Annotated in this window: 13 protein-coding genes; 6 read left to right on the top strand and 7 right to left on the bottom strand. The window is 45.6% G+C overall.

The genetic code is table 11. From position 1 onward, the window contains the following. The first annotated feature begins 162 nt into the window (after positions 1-162). The 6 genes from tig (at position 163) to L5M28_RS09855 (ending at position 8,643) form a co-directional block, all read left to right on the top strand. Complete coding sequence (gene tig / locus L5M28_RS09880) at positions 163-1,467, top strand: trigger factor (protein ID WP_028760469.1); 1,305 nt, start codon at positions 163-165, stop codon at positions 1,465-1,467. Between the two features lie 89 nt (positions 1,468-1,556). Continuing rightward, complete coding sequence (gene clpP / locus L5M28_RS09875; protein WP_063883148.1) at positions 1,557-2,165, top strand: ATP-dependent Clp endopeptidase proteolytic subunit ClpP; 609 nt, start codon at positions 1,557-1,559, stop codon at positions 2,163-2,165. An 84-nt stretch (positions 2,166-2,249) separates the two neighbouring features. After that, a complete protein-coding gene (gene clpX / locus L5M28_RS09870; protein WP_028760467.1) occupies positions 2,250-3,530 on the top strand; it encodes an ATP-dependent protease ATP-binding subunit ClpX in 1,281 nt (426 codons plus the stop codon). Between the two features lie 132 nt (positions 3,531-3,662). After that, positions 3,663-6,020, top strand: a complete 2,358-nt coding sequence (gene lon / locus L5M28_RS09865) for an endopeptidase La (RefSeq protein WP_105252934.1) — start codon at positions 3,663-3,665, stop codon at positions 6,018-6,020. A gap of 259 nt (positions 6,021-6,279) precedes the next feature. Next, on the top strand, positions 6,280-6,552 hold the full coding sequence (gene hupB / locus L5M28_RS09860; RefSeq protein WP_006081127.1) for a nucleoid-associated protein HU-beta: 273 nt from the start codon (positions 6,280-6,282) through the stop codon (positions 6,550-6,552). A 225-nt stretch (positions 6,553-6,777) separates the two neighbouring features. Continuing rightward, positions 6,778-8,643, top strand: coding sequence for a SurA N-terminal domain-containing protein (locus L5M28_RS09855; RefSeq protein ID WP_028760465.1), 1,866 nt, complete (start codon positions 6,778-6,780; stop codon positions 8,641-8,643). A gap of 193 nt (positions 8,644-8,836) precedes the next feature. On the opposite strand, the gene L5M28_RS09850 is transcribed toward L5M28_RS09855, so the two are convergent. From L5M28_RS09850 to L5M28_RS09820, 7 genes are all read right to left on the bottom strand, one after another. After that, a complete protein-coding gene (locus L5M28_RS09850) occupies positions 8,837-9,049 on the bottom strand; it encodes a molybdopterin-binding protein (protein WP_006085368.1) in 213 nt (70 codons plus the stop codon). 138 nt (positions 9,050-9,187) lie between these two features. Further along, complete coding sequence (gene fabV / locus L5M28_RS09845; protein ID WP_105252933.1) at positions 9,188-10,390, bottom strand: enoyl-ACP reductase FabV; 1,203 nt, start codon at positions 10,388-10,390, stop codon at positions 9,188-9,190. Positions 10,391-10,495: 105 nt separating this feature from the next. Then, positions 10,496-11,281: an ATP-binding cassette domain-containing protein gene (locus L5M28_RS09840; RefSeq protein WP_263197629.1), complete on the bottom strand. Its 786-nt coding sequence runs from the start codon at positions 11,279-11,281 to the stop codon at positions 10,496-10,498. Further along, positions 11,262-12,269: an oligopeptide/dipeptide ABC transporter ATP-binding protein gene (locus L5M28_RS09835; RefSeq protein WP_113938851.1), complete on the bottom strand. Its 1,008-nt coding sequence runs from the start codon at positions 12,267-12,269 to the stop codon at positions 11,262-11,264. Before L5M28_RS09835 ends, L5M28_RS09840 begins: the two co-directional genes overlap by 20 nt. 3 nt (positions 12,270-12,272) lie before the next feature. Then, positions 12,273-13,163 carry an ABC transporter permease subunit gene (locus L5M28_RS09830; protein WP_006081133.1) on the bottom strand — a complete coding sequence of 297 codons (891 nt, stop codon included), beginning with the start codon at positions 13,161-13,163 and terminating at the stop codon, positions 12,273-12,275. After that, the gene (locus L5M28_RS09825; RefSeq protein WP_028760461.1) at positions 13,150-14,181 is read right to left on the bottom strand and encodes an ABC transporter permease; all 1,032 of its coding nucleotides are present in this window, start codon (positions 14,179-14,181) and stop codon (positions 13,150-13,152) included. The genes L5M28_RS09830 and L5M28_RS09825 overlap by 14 nt, the downstream gene beginning before the upstream one ends. Further along, positions 14,181-15,806: an ABC transporter substrate-binding protein gene (locus L5M28_RS09820; protein WP_028760460.1), complete on the bottom strand. Its 1,626-nt coding sequence runs from the start codon at positions 15,804-15,806 to the stop codon at positions 14,181-14,183. Before L5M28_RS09820 ends, L5M28_RS09825 begins: the two co-directional genes overlap by 1 nt. Between the last annotated feature and the right edge of the window lie 25 nt (positions 15,807-15,831).

The following is a 15,831-nucleotide window of genomic DNA, read 5'->3' as shown; positions in this document are numbered from 1 at the left end:
GCTATAATGTCGCGTCTTGATAGATATCAACTATGAGCGACCTGTGCCTAAAGCCAGTTGTGGTGGGCATTGTAGTCAAATTTAATGATCAAGAAACGAATACCTGAATAGTTGATGAATCGGCTATTACAAAGGACGTTAGACAAATTTCGAGGTAAAACAATGCAAGTTTCTGTTGAAGCAACCCAAGGCCTAGAGCGTCGCCTGACCATTTCTGTTCCTGCTGAACAAATTGAAAAGCTGGTTAAAGACAGTTTACAACGTGAAGCTAAGCGTGCTCGTATCCCAGGTTTCCGTCCTGGTAAAGTGCCTGTTACTGTTATAAACAAACGTTACGGCGCAGCGATTCGTCAAGACATCATGGGTGAAGTGATGCAACGTAACTTCATCGAAGCAATTATTGCTGAGAAGTTAAACCCAGCGGGTGCACCGACTTTTGTTCCTGGTTCTACTGATGGCGAAAAATTCGAATTTATCGCTACCTTTGAAATCTATCCAGAAGTTGAGCTGAAAGGCTTAGATGCAATCGAAGTAGAACAGCCAAAAGCGGAAGTGACTGACGCTGACGTTGACACTATGATTGAAACCTTACGTAAACAACACGCGACTTTCGCTGCTGTTGAGCGTGAAGCTGCTGATGGCGACAAAGTGAAAATGAACTTTGTTGGCTCAGTTGACGGTGAAGAATTTGAAGGCGGCAAAGCTGATGATTTCGAACTGCAACTAGGTAGCGGCCGTATGATCCCTGGTTTTGAAGCAGGTATCTTAGGTCACAAAGCGGGCGAAGAATTTGTTATCGACGTGAACTTCCCTGAAGAATATCACGCTGAAAACCTGAAAGGTAAAGCGGCTAAGTTTGCGATTACGCTGACTGAAGTGCAAGCGGCTAACCTGCCAGAAGTAAACGATGAGTTTGCTGCTCTGTTCGGTATCAGTGAAGGTGGCTTAGAAGCCCTTAAAACTGAAATCCGTAAAAACATGAACCGTGAACTTGAGCAAGCGTTAAAAGCTAACGTGAAAGAGCAAGTGATCAATGGTCTGTTAGCTAACAACGATATCACTTTGCCAAAAGCATTGATCGATGGCGAAGTTAACGTTCTGCGTCAACAAGCCATGCAACGTTTTGGCGGCCAATCAGCTAACATGCCAGAACTGCCAGCTGAATTGTTCACTGAACAAGCTGCACGTCGTGTTAAAATCGGTCTGCTATTAGGCGAAGTCATCAAGACTAACGAACTGAAAGCGGAAGATGAACGCGTACAAGGCTTGATCGCTTCTATGGCTTCTGCCTACGAAGATCCAAGTGAAGTTGTTGCTTATTACAACAGCAACAAAGAGCTGATGCAAAACATGCGCAACGTTGCTTTAGAAGAGCAAGCGGTTGAAGCACTGTTGAAATCTGCCAAAGTGACCGAAAAACAAGTCGCTTTTGAAGAATTTATGAACAAGGCTACCGGTCGCGCATAAGCTAAGCTTGACTTGATTAGCTGTTCGCCATTTATAATGGCTCGTATGAGGCTCCTCATGCGAGCCATTTTTATTTAGGGAAGTGAATAATGCATAATGCGTCAGACATACAAAGTGCTTTAGTGCCTATGGTGATCGAACAGACTGCTAAGGGTGAACGCTCATACGATATTTATTCTCGTTTGTTGAAAGAGCGGATTATCTTTTTGGTCGGTCAAGTTGAAGAACACATGGCAAACCTTATCGTGGCGCAATTATTATTCTTAGAATCAGAAAGCCCAGATAAAGATATCTTTTTATACATTAACTCTCCTGGTGGCTCTGTCACCGCAGGCATGGCGATTTATGATACCATGCAGTTTATCAAACCGAATGTTAGCACTGTCTGTATCGGCCAAGCCGCTAGTATGGGCGCTTTCTTGTTAGCTGGTGGTGAGAAGGGTAAGCGTCACTGTTTACCAAACTCTCGCGTGATGATCCATCAACCGCTGGGTGGTTTCCAAGGTCAAGCATCAGATATTGCTATTCATGCCAAAGAAATCTTAGGCATTAAAAATAAGCTTAACCTAATGCTCGCTGAACACACAGGTCAACCGCTCGAAGTGATTGAACGCGATACCGATCGTGACAACTTCATGAGTGCAACTCAAGCCGTCGAATATGGCTTAGTTGACTCTGTGATGACGAAACGCGGCTGATTTTTGCTTTTGACTGAGCTATGCTTTGTAAAAGTTAAGCAAATTTAAGACAGGCAGTAGAGCAGACTGCAAATGAGGTAATTAATGGGCGACAACAAAAATAATGGTGACAGCGGTAAATTGCTGTACTGCTCTTTTTGCGGAAAGAGCCAGCATGAAGTCAGAAAACTCATTGCTGGCCCATCAGTGTATGTATGCGACGAATGTGTTGAGTTATGTAACGACATCATTCGTGAAGAGATTAAAGAAATCTCTCCAAAGCGTGATAGCGATAAATTACCGACACCACATGAGTTGCGTGCACATTTAGACGATTATGTTATTGGCCAAGACAGAGCGAAAAAAGTGCTTTCTGTGGCAGTGTATAACCACTATAAGCGTTTAAAAAATGCATCGCCTAAAGATGGCATCGAGCTGGGCAAGAGTAATATTTTGCTTATCGGTCCAACGGGTAGCGGTAAAACTCTACTGGCTGAAACCCTTGCGCGCTCACTCAATGTGCCTTTCACTATGGCAGATGCTACTACGCTGACTGAAGCGGGTTATGTGGGTGAAGACGTTGAAAACATCATTCAAAAGTTGCTCCAAAAGTGCGACTACGATGTTGAGAAGGCGCAGCGTGGTATCGTTTATATCGATGAAATCGATAAAATTAGCCGTAAGTCAGACAATCCATCAATCACCCGTGACGTATCGGGTGAGGGTGTACAGCAAGCGCTGCTTAAGTTGATTGAAGGCACTGTTGCCGCGGTTCCACCACAAGGTGGCCGTAAGCATCCACAGCAAGAATTCTTACAAGTCGATACTTCTAAGATCCTGTTTATCTGTGGTGGTGCGTTTGCAGGGCTTGAGAAAGTGATTGAGCAACGTGCGCACGTTGGCTCGGGTATCGGTTTTGGTGCACAGGTAAAAGGCGAGAAAGAGAAGGCGACGATCTCTGAAACGTTATCACAAGTAGAACCTGGCGATTTAGTCAAATACGGTTTAATCCCTGAGTTTATTGGTCGTCTACCAGTGGTTGCGACTCTGACTGAGCTGGATGAAGAAGCTTTAGTACAAATTCTATCTCAACCTAAAAATGCCCTAACTAAGCAATACAGTGCGTTATTTGAGATGGAAGGGGTTGAGCTTGAGTTCCGCGAAGATGCGCTTAAAGCGATTGCTCACAAAGCCATGTCTCGCAAGACAGGTGCCCGTGGCCTACGCTCCATCGTTGAAAGTATTCTGCTGGATACTATGTACGATATCCCATCCGTTGACGGTGTGGTGAAGGCCGTTGTGGATGAATCAGTCGTGAAAGGGGAATCAGCCCCAATCTTGATTTACGAGCACAATGAGGCCCAAGTGGCATCAGGCGAACAATAATTGTACTGATCGCTAATAAACTGAAAAACAAGGAGTCCAATGGACTCCTTTTTTCGTATTAGCCATTGAAACTCCATAAAGCGTCCCAATATACTCCAGTATTAATCCATTTCACCAAAACGGAATCGAACTATGACCCAAGAGCGTGAAGCGCATATCGAACTCCCCGTGCTGCCACTGCGAGATGTGGTGGTCTATCCCCATATGGTAATTCCGTTATTTGTCGGACGAGAAAAATCTATTCGATGTCTCGAAACCGCAATGGCGCAGGATAAGCAAATTATTTTAGTGGCGCAGCGTGATGCCGAACTCGATGAACCATCAAAAGATGACATCTTCGAAGTGGGTACGGTTGCCTCTATTTTACAGTTACTTAAGCTGCCAGACGGCACAGTCAAAGTGCTGGTTGAAGGCGGTCGTCGCGCCCGTATTACCCGTTATACCCAAGAAACAGAATTCTTTGTGGCTAAGGCTGAGTATCTGGAATCAGAACCGCTGGAAGACAAAGAAGAAGAAGTGTTAGTGCGCAGTGCTATTGGTCAGTTTGAAGGTTATATCAAGCTGAACAAAAAGATCCCGCCAGAAGTCTTGACCTCTTTATCGGGTATCGATGAAGCGGCGCGTCTGGCCGATACTATGGCCGCACACATGCCACTTAAGCTTGAAGATAAGCAATCTGTGCTTGAGATGGTCAACGTCGGCGAACGTCTGGAATATCTAATGGCGATGATGGAATCGGAGATCGACCTATTACAGGTTGAGAAACGTATCCGGACTCGCGTTAAAAAACAGATGGAAAAGAGTCAGCGTGAGTACTATCTGAACGAACAGATGAAAGCCATCCAGAAAGAACTGGGTGACCTAGATGAAGGCCATGACGAATTTGAAGCCTTAAATCGTAAGATTGAAGAGGCTAACATGCCCGCTGAGGCGAAAGAGAAAGCCCTCGCCGAGCTTAACAAGTTACGCATGATGTCACCAATGTCGGCTGAAGCGACGGTGGTTCGCAGTTATGTCGATTGGATGACGGCTGTGCCTTGGAGCCAACGCTCTAAAATCAAACGTGATTTAGCCAAAGCCCAAGAAGTACTCGACACTGATCATTTTGGTCTTGAAAAAGTCAAAGAACGTATCTTGGAATATTTGGCAGTCCAAAGCCGAGTGCGCCAGCTTAAAGGGCCAATCCTGTGTTTAGTGGGGCCACCAGGTGTGGGTAAAACCTCGCTAGGTCAATCGATCGCTAAGGCGACCGGTCGTAAGTATGTGCGTGTTGCCCTCGGTGGCGTGCGTGATGAAGCGGAAATCCGTGGTCATCGCCGTACTTACATTGGGTCTATGCCAGGTAAAGTCATTCAAAAGATGGCTAAAGTCGGCGTGAAAAACCCGTTATTCTTGCTTGATGAAATCGACAAGATGAGTTCTGATATGCGCGGCGATCCGGCTTCTGCTTTATTAGAAGTGTTAGATCCTGAGCAAAATGCGACCTTTAACGATCATTACCTCGAAGTCGATTACGACCTATCCGATGTGATGTTTGTTGCAACGTCAAACTCCATGGATATTCCTGGGCCACTACTTGACCGTATGGAAGTCATTCGTTTATCGGGTTACACCGAAGACGAGAAACTGAATATTGCTAAGCAACATTTGCTGAATAAGCAAATCGAGCGCAATGGTTTAAAAGCCACTGAAATTAAAGTCGATGATAGTGCTATCGTTGGCATTATCCGTTATTACACCCGTGAAGCTGGTGTGCGTTCACTCGAGCGTGAATTGTCTAAGATTTGCCGTAAAGTCGTGAAAATGATTTTGCTCGATAAGTCTGTCAAGTCTGTGACTGTCAACCAAGAGAATCTTAAGTCTTTCCTTGGCGTGCAGCGCTTTGATTACGGCAAAGCCGAGTCTAAGAACCAAATCGGTCAAGTGACTGGCTTAGCTTGGACTCAGGTGGGCGGTGACTTACTGACGATTGAAGCAACCTCAGTGCCAGGTAAAGGGAAGTTAACCTATACCGGTTCCCTTGGCGACGTGATGCAAGAGTCGATTCAAGCAGCGATGACAGTTGTTCGCGCCCGTGCGGAACAATTAGGTATCAATGCGGATTTCTACGAGAAGCGTGATATCCACGTGCATGTGCCAGAAGGTGCGACACCCAAAGATGGTCCATCTGCCGGTGCGGCTATGTGTACCGCGTTAGTATCAAGCTTAACGGGTAACCCCGTGCGTGCTGATGTGGCCATGACAGGTGAAATAACCTTACGTGGTGAAGTGTTACCTATCGGTGGTTTGAAAGAAAAACTGCTAGCAGCACACCGCGGCGGCATAAAATTGGTGCTTATTCCAAAAGAAAACGAGCGTGATTTGGAAGAAATTCCTGCCAATGTGATTGCCGATTTAGAAATTCGTCCCGTGCGTTGGGTCGATGAAGTGTTAAAACTGGCCCTAGAAAGGCCGGTGGAAGGCTTCGAAGTGGTTAAAAACTTGGCATAACGCAAGAAATTGCGCTATCACGTTAAAAAAAATGAAAAAAGGGGCTTAACAAAGCGCAGACCTGTGGTAGCCTAGGTCTGTGGAGAGCCAGCTGCTCCAAGCCCTTGGCGCAACTGGCTTTGAGCTGTATCCAGTTTTAATTCTTTGGTTTTCGAACTCAGCTTGAACTTTGAATTCAAGCTTGTTATAAAAGCCTCCGCAGACCGCTCTAGAGACGGATTTGGTTGCGGCGCAAAAAAATTACATTCAAGGGGATGACATGAACAAATCTGAACTAATCGAGAAAATCGCATCTGGTGCTGACATTTCTAAAGCCGCTGCTGGCCGAGCACTGGATTCTTTTATCGCTGCTGTGACCGAAGGTCTGAAAGAAGGTGATAAAATTTCTCTTGTTGGTTTTGGTACTTTTGAAGTGCGTGAACGCGCTGAGCGTACTGGTCGCAACCCACAAACGGGTGAAGAAATCAAAATCGCAGCAGCTAAAATTCCTGCATTCAAAGCTGGTAAAGCACTGAAAGACGCTGTTAATTAATCATTAATATCGTAGCCTTTGTAAGGCGTTCGTAATGACAAGCACTGTTTATCAGTGCTTTTTACGAATTGAAAGTAATGGAATATGAAGCTTAATTTCTACCATTACTCGGGGTTTTAGAATTTACCAGTGGTAGCGTCTGAATATTCCCCATAAATTACAGAAAGGCGCATCTCAACCTGATGCGCCTTTTTATTTTGTTAATCGCAACAAGCGAGAAATCTGATGTTAGAAAAGATCCGCGATGGTTCGCAAGGCGTGATTGCTAAAGGCATTCTCGTACTTGTGATTTTATCTTTTGCATTTGCAGGAGTCAGTAGTTACTTAGGTTCAACAACTGATGTGCCTGCGGCAGAAGTGAACGGTGACAAGATCACTAAAGCCGAGCTAGAGCAGGCGTACCAGAGCGAGCGCTCTCGCATGGAGCAACAGCTAGGTGAAATGTTTGCTGCGTTATCTGCTGACGAAAAATACTTACAAAGCATTAAGCAGAGCGTATTAGAACGCTTAGTGGCTGACAAGTTGATAGATCAAGCTGCTAAGGCTATGGGTCTACGTGTATCTGACGAGCAAATTGTTGCTGCAATGAGAGCTGAACCGGCATTTCAAACTGATGGCAAATTTGATAACGATCGTTATCAGGCAATTCTGCGTCAGTTAGGTTATCAGCCACAGACTTTCAGAGACATGATGCGTGTCGATATGACCCGTCGTCAGTTAACTGCAGCCCTTGTGGGTACTGAATTCGTGTTACCTGGTGAAGCTAAGCAATTGGCTGAGTTACAAGGCCAAACCCGTGATGTGCGCTATGTTATTGTCGATTCTGCACCATTCTTAGCGACAGCGGTTGTGACTGACGAGCAAGTGAAAAACTATTATGACGCAAACCAAGGGCAGTTTATGAGCCCTGAGATGGTGAGCTTAGAATATGTTGAACTGAATGCTGCTGATTTTGCTAAAAATAATCCAGTTTCTGATGAAGAAGCACAAACGTATTACGAAGAACATAAAGCACAATATGTTTCTAACGAGAAGCGTCTTGCCGCGCATATTTTGGTTATGCCAGGTAACGATGAAGCGGCAGCAAAAGCCAAGGCTGAAGATCTCGCTAAGCAATTAGATAGCGGTGCCGATTTTGCTGATCTGGCTAAAGCTAACTCTGATGATACTTTGAGTGCAGAGCAGGGCGGTAAACTGGATTGGTTTGAACCTGGTGTAATGGACCCCGCATTTGATGCCGCTTTATTTGCATTAAATAAAGGCCAACATTCTGCGGTGGTTAAAACAGACTTTGGTTTCCACATTATCAAGCTATTAGATGTGCAATCTGGCGCGACTGTACCGTTTGCTGATGTGAAAGCTAAGATAGTGGCTCAATTGCAAGATAAGAAAGCGGTTGACCAGTTCTATAGCTTACAAAGTAAATTAGCGGATACCAGCTATGAAGTGCCAGATACACTATCTGAAACCGCAAAAGCTGTTGGCGTTGATGTTAAGACTACAGCACTGTTTTCTCGCGATAACGCACCTGCTGAGCTAAATAAGCCTGACTTAGTTAAAGCGGCCTTCTCTGAAACTGTAATGCTGAAAGGTTTAAACAGTGAAGTGATTGAGCTTGAACCTAACCATGTGGTTGTTATCCGAGTGAAAGAACATCACGATGCGGGTACTTTGGCCTTAGCTGAAGTGAAAGCCAACATCACTGAGCGCTTGAAGCAAGATCAAGCAAACGAAGCCGCCCGTGCAAAAGCACAGGAGCTGATGGCACAAGTTAAAGCGGGTGCAACTGATCTTGGTTTAGTGTCTAAAGCGAAACTAGGCCGTGGCGCGCAAGACGTTGATGCTGCGATTGTAGGCAAAGCGTTCCAAATGCCAACACCAAGTACAACTCCTGTTGTCGATACCGTTGGTTTAGCAAACGGTTATGCTGTGGTTGCACTGGATAAAGTCAACGCTGCAGAAGGTGTGAGTGATGAGCTAGTTAATGCACTTAAACAACGTCTGAACGCACAATACAGTGAAGCAGACTACCGTGGCTTGATCGATTCGCTTAAAGCCAATGCTAAGGTGCTTTACCCTGTAGAAGAATAATTTCAGTGAGGATAGCGAGTTATTAAATTTACTATCCGACTGATTAAATAGAAAAGGCCAAGTGAGTTCACTTGGCCTTTTTGTTTTTTAATTCGATAAAGTGTACCTATGAAGTTCGAAGGATATCCTCTATAGCAACACTGTCAGACTCCATATTCCATTACTTCAATCGCCACGTTACTGAATTGAATGGTTAATCATCAACGCCAATCATTACGCTGCTGGCTTTGATGAGGGCATAAGCCGAATCACCCACTTTGAGCCCTAGGCGCTCACAGGAAGCTTTAGTCACCACAGAGGTCAGTACGACACCGGGTGCAAGTTCGATTGTCACTTCATTGTTTACAGCGCCCATTTCTATGGATTTGATTGTACCGCTGAGGGTGTTTCTTGCGCTAATTTTCATTGATTTTCCTTATTGAGGGATTATTAGGGGTCAACTGCAGCTAGTGTAGCGCATCTTAATCTGGGAGTTATAAATAAAAACGCCACTAAAAAGTGGCGTTTAACGTTTGTGATAAGCAGTGATTCGCTATCGAGTCGATTAGAGTTCGATAACGTCAAACTCAACGTATGGGTTAACGTCGGCATCGTAATCAATACCTTCGATACCAAAACCAAATAACTTAATAAATTCAGCTTTGTATTCACGGTAATCAGTCAATTCTGATAAGTTTTCTGTGGTCACTTGTGGCCACAAATTACGGCAGTGTTGCTGAATATCTTCACGCAGTTCCCAGTCATCTAAACGTAAGCGATTATCACTGTCGGTCTCAGGTTTTGCACCATCGGCACGGAATAGGCGCTCACTGAATAAGCGATAGATTTGCTCCATACAACCTTCATGGAGACCCTCCTGACGCATTTTCTTGAATACCATAGCGATATATAAAGGCATGACAGGAATGGCCGAACTCGCTTGAGTCACAACGCTCTTTAGCACTGCAACATTTGCGCTGCCGCCAGTGGCTGACAGTTGTTCATTTAACGCTTTTGCTGCGCGGTCCAGATCCATCTTGGCCTTGCCAAGGGCGCCGTGCCAGTAAATTGGCCACGTCAGTTCTGTACCTATATAGCTATAGGCTACGGTTTTGCAGTTATCGGCTAATACACCGGCTTCAGATAAGGCTTTAATCCACAGTTCCCAATCTTCGCCGCCCATAACAGTGACAGTATCGGCAATTTCTTGCTCAGTTGCTGGTTCAACGGTGGCTTCAATGATGCAGTCTTTATTGGTATCAACGGCAGTCGCTGTGTAAGTTTCACCAATGGGTTTTAAAGCTGATCGGATAAGCTCACCTGAATCAGGGAGTTTGCGCACTGGTGATGCCAGTGAGTAAACAACCATGTCAATTTCACCAAGATCTTGCTTGATAAGCTCGATGACTTTTTGTTTAGCTTCATGGCTAAAGGCATCGCCGTTAATGCTTTTAGAATATAAACCTTCCGCTTTAGCAAATTTGTCGAAAGCGGCAGAGTTGTACCAACCTGCAGTACCTGGTTTCGCTTCAGTACCTGGCTTTTCGAAGAACACGCCAATCGTTGCGGCATCGCTACCAAAAGCGGCTGCGATACGTGAAGACAGACCATAACCACTTGATGAACCGACCACTAATACCTTTTTCGGGCCGTTAGCAATCTTGCCTTTTGCTTTAGTTAAGGTGATTTGTTCTTGAACGTTTACTTCACAACCGACAGGGTGTGTAGTGGTACAAATGAATCCACGAATTTTTGGTTTGATAATCATATTTAAGCTTCTTCTATCAAAATGACCAATAGGATAAATATTTCGGCGGGTAAATGGCACCTATTTTTAGCCAATTCACCTGATTATTTAAGTGGTTGGAGCAGTTTAGCGTTTGTGAACAAACAGACTCTGCTCTTGGACCAACCTCTGGGTGTATTCATGTTTTGGTGAGTTAAATATTTGTTCTGTATCAGCTTTTTCAACCATTACACCTTTGTGCAGTACCATAATTTTATCGCTGACATGGCGAATAATATTGAGATTATGGGACACGAAGATATAAGACAAGCCGAGATCTTTTTGCAGTTTTAACAGCAAATTAAGAATTTGCGAACGGACCGAAAGGTCCAGAGCGGTTAATGCTTCATCGGCAATGATAATTTTAGGATTAAGCATTAAGGCTCGTGCTACTGCGACTCGTTGTTTTTGCCCTTCGGAAATCATGTGCGGATAAAACTCCGCGTGCTCGGGTAATAAACCTACTTTTCGTAAGGTATCGACCACTTGGGTGTGCCGCGATTGCGCAGTCATTTGGGTGTTGAAACGCAGCGGCTCATCGAGTAATTGACCAATCGTTAGGCGCGGGTTCAGTGAAGTATTCGGATCTTGGAAAATCATCCGAATTAAGCGGCATCTTTGCTTCACATTGCGGCTATCTAAGGCTTCACCTTCGAAAAAAATCTCGCCGCCGCTGCGGGGCTCTGCACCGACTAAAATGCGGGCGAGGGTACTTTTACCTGAACCCGCCTCACCCACGATCGCTAAGGTTTCACCGCGTTCGAGTTCAAAAGATACGGGCGCTAATGCATCGTTATATTGGCGGGAAAAGCCTTTATAACCAGTATCATATCTTTTATAAAGGTCATTAACTTTAAGCAGTGGGGTCGTCATTATGGGTTTCGCCGTGATAAGGGAAATGACAGGCAAAATAGCGGTCTTTGATATGACTCAAATTTGGCTGATTAACGCATTTTTTTTGTGCTTCAGGGCAGCGTGGCCCTAAACGACAACCAATAGGCAAATGCTGTAAGGCGGGCGCAGAACCCGGTAGGGTAGGCATAATCGCCTTGTGACCACCTGAGCCTGAATAGTCGGGCATATTTTCGAGTAACGCCTTAGTGTAAGGATGATAAGGCTGCTTAATCACTTCGTCCGTCGGCCCAGATTCCATGACTTGACCGCAATAGAGCACGGATAAGTGATCGCACCATTGGGCTAAGGTTTCCAGTTCGTGGCTGATCAATAGAATCGATACGTTTTGTAATTGATTTAATTGGGATAATAATCTGAAAATTTGCGCCTGAGTGCTGAGCTCCATCGAGCTTGTTGGTTCGTCTGCAATCAAGAGGCGAGGCTGGTTAGCAACCGCCATCGCAATCATCACCTTTTGGCATTCACCTTCGGATAATTCCCATGCGTAGCTAGACATCACCTGACGCGGATTCTTGATCCCGACTTTATGCAGCCATTTTTGTGCCGTAAGTCGCGCATGCCTGCGCCGTTGCCAAAAATAGGCGTTGGGATTTTTAGGCATAGCTTGCATTAACTGACTGCCGACGGTTTGTGCTGGATCTAAGCTGCCAGACGGATCTTGGAAGATCATCGCCATGTCTGAACCCATCAGATTACGACGCTCTTTTGAGCTCATGGCCATCAAGTTATTGCCATCCCACATCATGCGGTCTGCAGTAATAGTCCAGTTGGGGCCGGGGATGCCTAAAATCGCTCTTGCTAACAAACTTCGTCCTGAGCCTGATTCACCCACTAGCCCATGAATTTCGCCGGCATTGAGCGTTAAGCTGACTTTTTCTAGCGCCCGCACTCTACCGTGGGGCGTATCGAGTTCAATCGTTAGATTTCGTACGTCGAGTAAGGGCATAAGTTAGTTTCTGATGGGCGCAAGCGCCGACCGTAGGCCATCGCCAACCAAGTTAATGGAAAGCACACTGAAAAGAATCGCTAAGCCTGGGATAGTTACGGCCCAAGGTGCAGTTAGTAAATTATCCATCCCTTGGGCGACCATTGCGCCCCATTCTGGACTCGGCGCCTGTGCGCCCAAGCTTAAAAAACCCAGGGCAGCGATATCTAAAATAGCAGCTGAAATGGCAAGTGTGGTTTGAATAATCACCACTTCCCACACGTTTGGCATAATGACATACCAAAAAATTTGCATCGAGTTCGCGCCGTCTAAACGCGCGGCTGTGACATATTCTTTTTGTAATTCTTCATGCACTGACTGGTGTATGGAGCGCACAAATTGTGGGGTTAAGGCAATCCCGACCGCCCAGAACACGTTTTCAAGCCCTGGTCCCATTACAGCGACCACTAAAATGGCCATTAATAATGAAGGAATCGATAACAGCGCATCGAGTAAGTGCCCGAGAATACTGGATTTTAAGCCCCGCATCATGCCCGACAACGACCCTATGATAAAGCCTGTGAATAAAGCGGTAACGACGATCAGCAGCGCCATGCCAAAGGTCAAGTGCGCGCCGTGTAATAATCGGCTGAAAATATCGCGGCCGAGATCGTCAGTCCCTAAAAAGTGCGCCACTGTGCCTGAAGGGTCCCAAGAGGGTGGCAACAGCAAGGCTCTTGGATCTTGTGCCTCTGGCGGAAAGGGCGCAATCATAGGGCCAAACAGGGTTAGCAAGAGCAGAAATGCAATCGTCCATAGACCCGCTAAGGCGAAAGGATTAGCCGAAAAGTTAAGCCAAACCCGCATAGTCGGGGAGGCAATTTGATCTTCTTGATAAATTTTAACTGGTGGCATAAAGGTCTTTTCTGCTCAGTGGATTAAAGGCTGTGTGCAGCACTTCAATCAAGATACTTAGGAAGATAATCAATAGGGCCACGGCCAAAATCCCACCTTGGATAACAGTATAGTCCCGTTGGTAAATCCCTGAAACTAGCCAAGATCCTACACCAGGCCAAGAGAAAATCATTTCAACCACTATGGCATAACTGGCAAATGAGCCAAGCATTAGCCCTAAATGTTTAAGTACGGGGATTAACGCATTGGGCAGGGCGTGGCGCAGTATAATCGTGCCAGTATGCATGCCTCTGGCTTCGGCGGCGCGGATAAAGGTTTGATTCATCACATTCACCATTGCCGAACGGGTGCTACGAACCACTACAGTAAAAGGTAACACGGCCAGTGTTGTGGCAGGCAAAATGATATGCAGCAGGGCATCTTTAAATGCCGACATGCCGTATTCAGACTCTGACAACAAGGTATCCACTAGCATAAAGCCAGTGACGGGCTTGATTTCATAGAGCAAATTGATTTGTCCCGAAATTGGTAACCAACCAAGATCGACGCCAAACCAAAGCGAAAGATAAAGGCCTAACCAGAATACGGGTACAGAGTAGCCCGTTAGGGTAATCGCCATAATGGTATTTTGGGTGAGCTTATGTTGACTCTGGGAGGCGAGCACGCCTAAGGGCACGCCCAAGCAAATTGCGATAATGCCCGCCATCACAGCAAGTTCGAAGGAGGCGGGCAGGACGGCACTGAGTTCTTCGGCGACTTCTTGATGTGACGTGACTGAAATCCCTAAATTACCGCTAAGCCTTTGTTGTAGGTAAGCGATAAATTGCCACGCTTGGTTTTTATCTAATTTGTAGTCTTGTTCTATTTGAACCAGTTGGGTCGCCGTCGGTGTATGTATGCCAGTGAGTGCATAGGTGCGCTCAACTGGAAACAAGCCTGTAGCGTAAAATAAGACACCTACCATGACTAACGAAGTAGCAAGAAATAAATTGAGGCGACGCAGTAGGTATGTAAACATTAATTCGCCTCCTGTGGTGCTTGGCTAGTATGGGTGAAGGAAATCCCACCAAAAGGCGTAAGCTGCATATCCTTGATATCACTGCGAGTTAACGCTACACGTTTGGCATGGGCCAGACTCAGCATAGGTACTTGTTCAGCTAAAAAGGCTTCTGCTTGTTGATAAATCACTTTACGTTCCGCTTGATCTGATACTTCCCTTGCGCTGTTTAAGATGGCATCAAACTCAGGGTTACACCAGCGAGAACGATTGTTGTTCGATTGCATTGCTGCGCAGCTCAGCAGCGGATTAAAAAAGTTATCGGGATCGCTGTTATCAGCATTCCAGCCAATCAGCACAGAATCATAGTCGTCGCGGCTCAGTCTCTGATTAAATACGCTCCAATCGTAACTGACGATATTCACTTTTACGCCGATGTTTGCTAAATCGGATTGAATTAATTCGGCCGTTTTCAACGAATTGGGGTTATAAGCGCGGGCAACCGGTATGGCCCAAATATTGATGCTGAGATTTTTTATACCAGCTTCTTTTAATAGGTCGCGTGCTTTTTGCGGATTGTAATCGACAAGTCCTTTGTTATTTTCGTAAGCCCATGATGCTGGCGGCAGAACGCCGGTGGCTTCAATGGCAGTATTTTGATAAACCGCTCGCAGGATATTTTGTTTATCAACAGCATAGGCAAGTGCACGACGTACGCGAACATCATCTAACGGTGGCTTTTGTGTATTAAAGGCCCAAAATGCTACGTTAAGACCTGGTTGTGATTCGATGTTTAATTCTTGATGCTGTTTGATAACAGGCAGTTCACCTGCTTTGGGCAGCGCAGAAACGCTGCAATCCCCCGCGATAAGCTTAGCGAGCCTAACTGTACTTTTGGGCGTGATATCAAATACCAGCATATCGATTTTTGCTGGCTCTCCCCAAAAATCGGGATTACGGCGATAGCGGATATATTCGTTTTTAGCGTATTGCACTAAGGTGAACGGTCCTGTACCAATGGCAAAGTGGTCGACGTTTTCAGGATGACCTAAAGCTAACTGCTGCTGCGCGTATTCGTTTGATAAGATCACCGCAAAGTCGGTGGCTAAATTCGACAGAAAAGAAGCGTCTTTGCGGGTTAAGTAAAAGACCACTTCATGATCGTTTATCTTCTCTATCCCTTTAACTTGCTGAGAAAAGCCAATACTTTGGAAGAAGGGATAACCCGTGCGGGAGACAAAATGATAAGGATGCTGGGTATCGATAATACGATTAAAGGAGAACAACACATCGTCGGCATTAAAGGGGCGAGTTGGGTAAAAACGTTTTGAATGCTGGAACTGCACGTTTTCCCTGAGAGTGAAGCGATAGCTTAAGCCATCATCAGACATGGCCCAACTCGTCGCCAAGGCAGGGACAAGCTTGCCTGACTGAGTGTCATAATCCACTAGGCGACTATAAATTTGATGCGAGGTGGCATCGATTGTTGTGCCAGATGTCACCAATTGCGGATTGAAAGACTCAGGGTTCCCTTCGGAGCAATACACCAAACCAGAAGGGAGTCGTTGGGGGCCACACGCGACCAACAACCAACTCATGCAAGAAACTGCAGTTGTTAGGCACAGGCGTCTAATTAGCACACTCATTTATAAATCATTATTTTATCGACTA

The sequence above is a fragment of the Shewanella sp. SW32 genome (genome assembly GCF_025653365.1).
GTDB classification, from domain to species: Bacteria; Pseudomonadota; Gammaproteobacteria; order Enterobacterales; family Shewanellaceae; genus Shewanella; species Shewanella oncorhynchi.
Note: the sequence above shows the minus strand (reverse complement) of the source record. Positions and strands in the feature narration are given on the sequence as shown.

Excerpts from the sequence above, each read along its gene's own strand:
- lon (WP_105252934.1), top strand. The coding sequence starts at position 3,663 with ATGACCCAAGAGCGTGAAGCGCATATCGAACTCCCCGTGCTGCCACTG.
- clpP (WP_063883148.1), top strand. The coding sequence starts at position 1,557 with ATGCATAATGCGTCAGACATACAAAGTGCTTTAGTGCCTATGGTGATC.
- L5M28_RS09855 (WP_028760465.1), top strand. The coding sequence starts at position 6,778 with ATGTTAGAAAAGATCCGCGATGGTTCGCAAGGCGTGATTGCTAAAGGC.
- L5M28_RS09825 (WP_028760461.1), bottom strand. The coding sequence starts at position 14,181 with ATGTTTACATACCTACTGCGTCGCCTCAATTTATTTCTTGCTACTTCG.
- L5M28_RS09835 (WP_113938851.1), bottom strand. The coding sequence starts at position 12,269 with ATGCCCTTACTCGACGTACGAAATCTAACGATTGAACTCGATACGCCC.
- L5M28_RS09820 (WP_028760460.1), bottom strand. The coding sequence starts at position 15,806 with ATGAGTGTGCTAATTAGACGCCTGTGCCTAACAACTGCAGTTTCTTGC.
- clpX (WP_028760467.1), top strand. The coding sequence starts at position 2,250 with ATGGGCGACAACAAAAATAATGGTGACAGCGGTAAATTGCTGTACTGC.
- L5M28_RS09850 (WP_006085368.1), bottom strand. The coding sequence starts at position 9,049 with ATGAAAATTAGCGCAAGAAACACCCTCAGCGGTACAATCAAATCCATA.
- fabV (WP_105252933.1), bottom strand. The coding sequence starts at position 10,390 with ATGATTATCAAACCAAAAATTCGTGGATTCATTTGTACCACTACACAC.
- tig (WP_028760469.1), top strand. The coding sequence starts at position 163 with ATGCAAGTTTCTGTTGAAGCAACCCAAGGCCTAGAGCGTCGCCTGACC.
- L5M28_RS09830 (WP_006081133.1), bottom strand. The coding sequence starts at position 13,163 with ATGCCACCAGTTAAAATTTATCAAGAAGATCAAATTGCCTCCCCGACT.
- hupB (WP_006081127.1), top strand. The coding sequence starts at position 6,280 with ATGAACAAATCTGAACTAATCGAGAAAATCGCATCTGGTGCTGACATT.
- L5M28_RS09840 (WP_263197629.1), bottom strand. The coding sequence starts at position 11,281 with ATGACGACCCCACTGCTTAAAGTTAATGACCTTTATAAAAGATATGAT.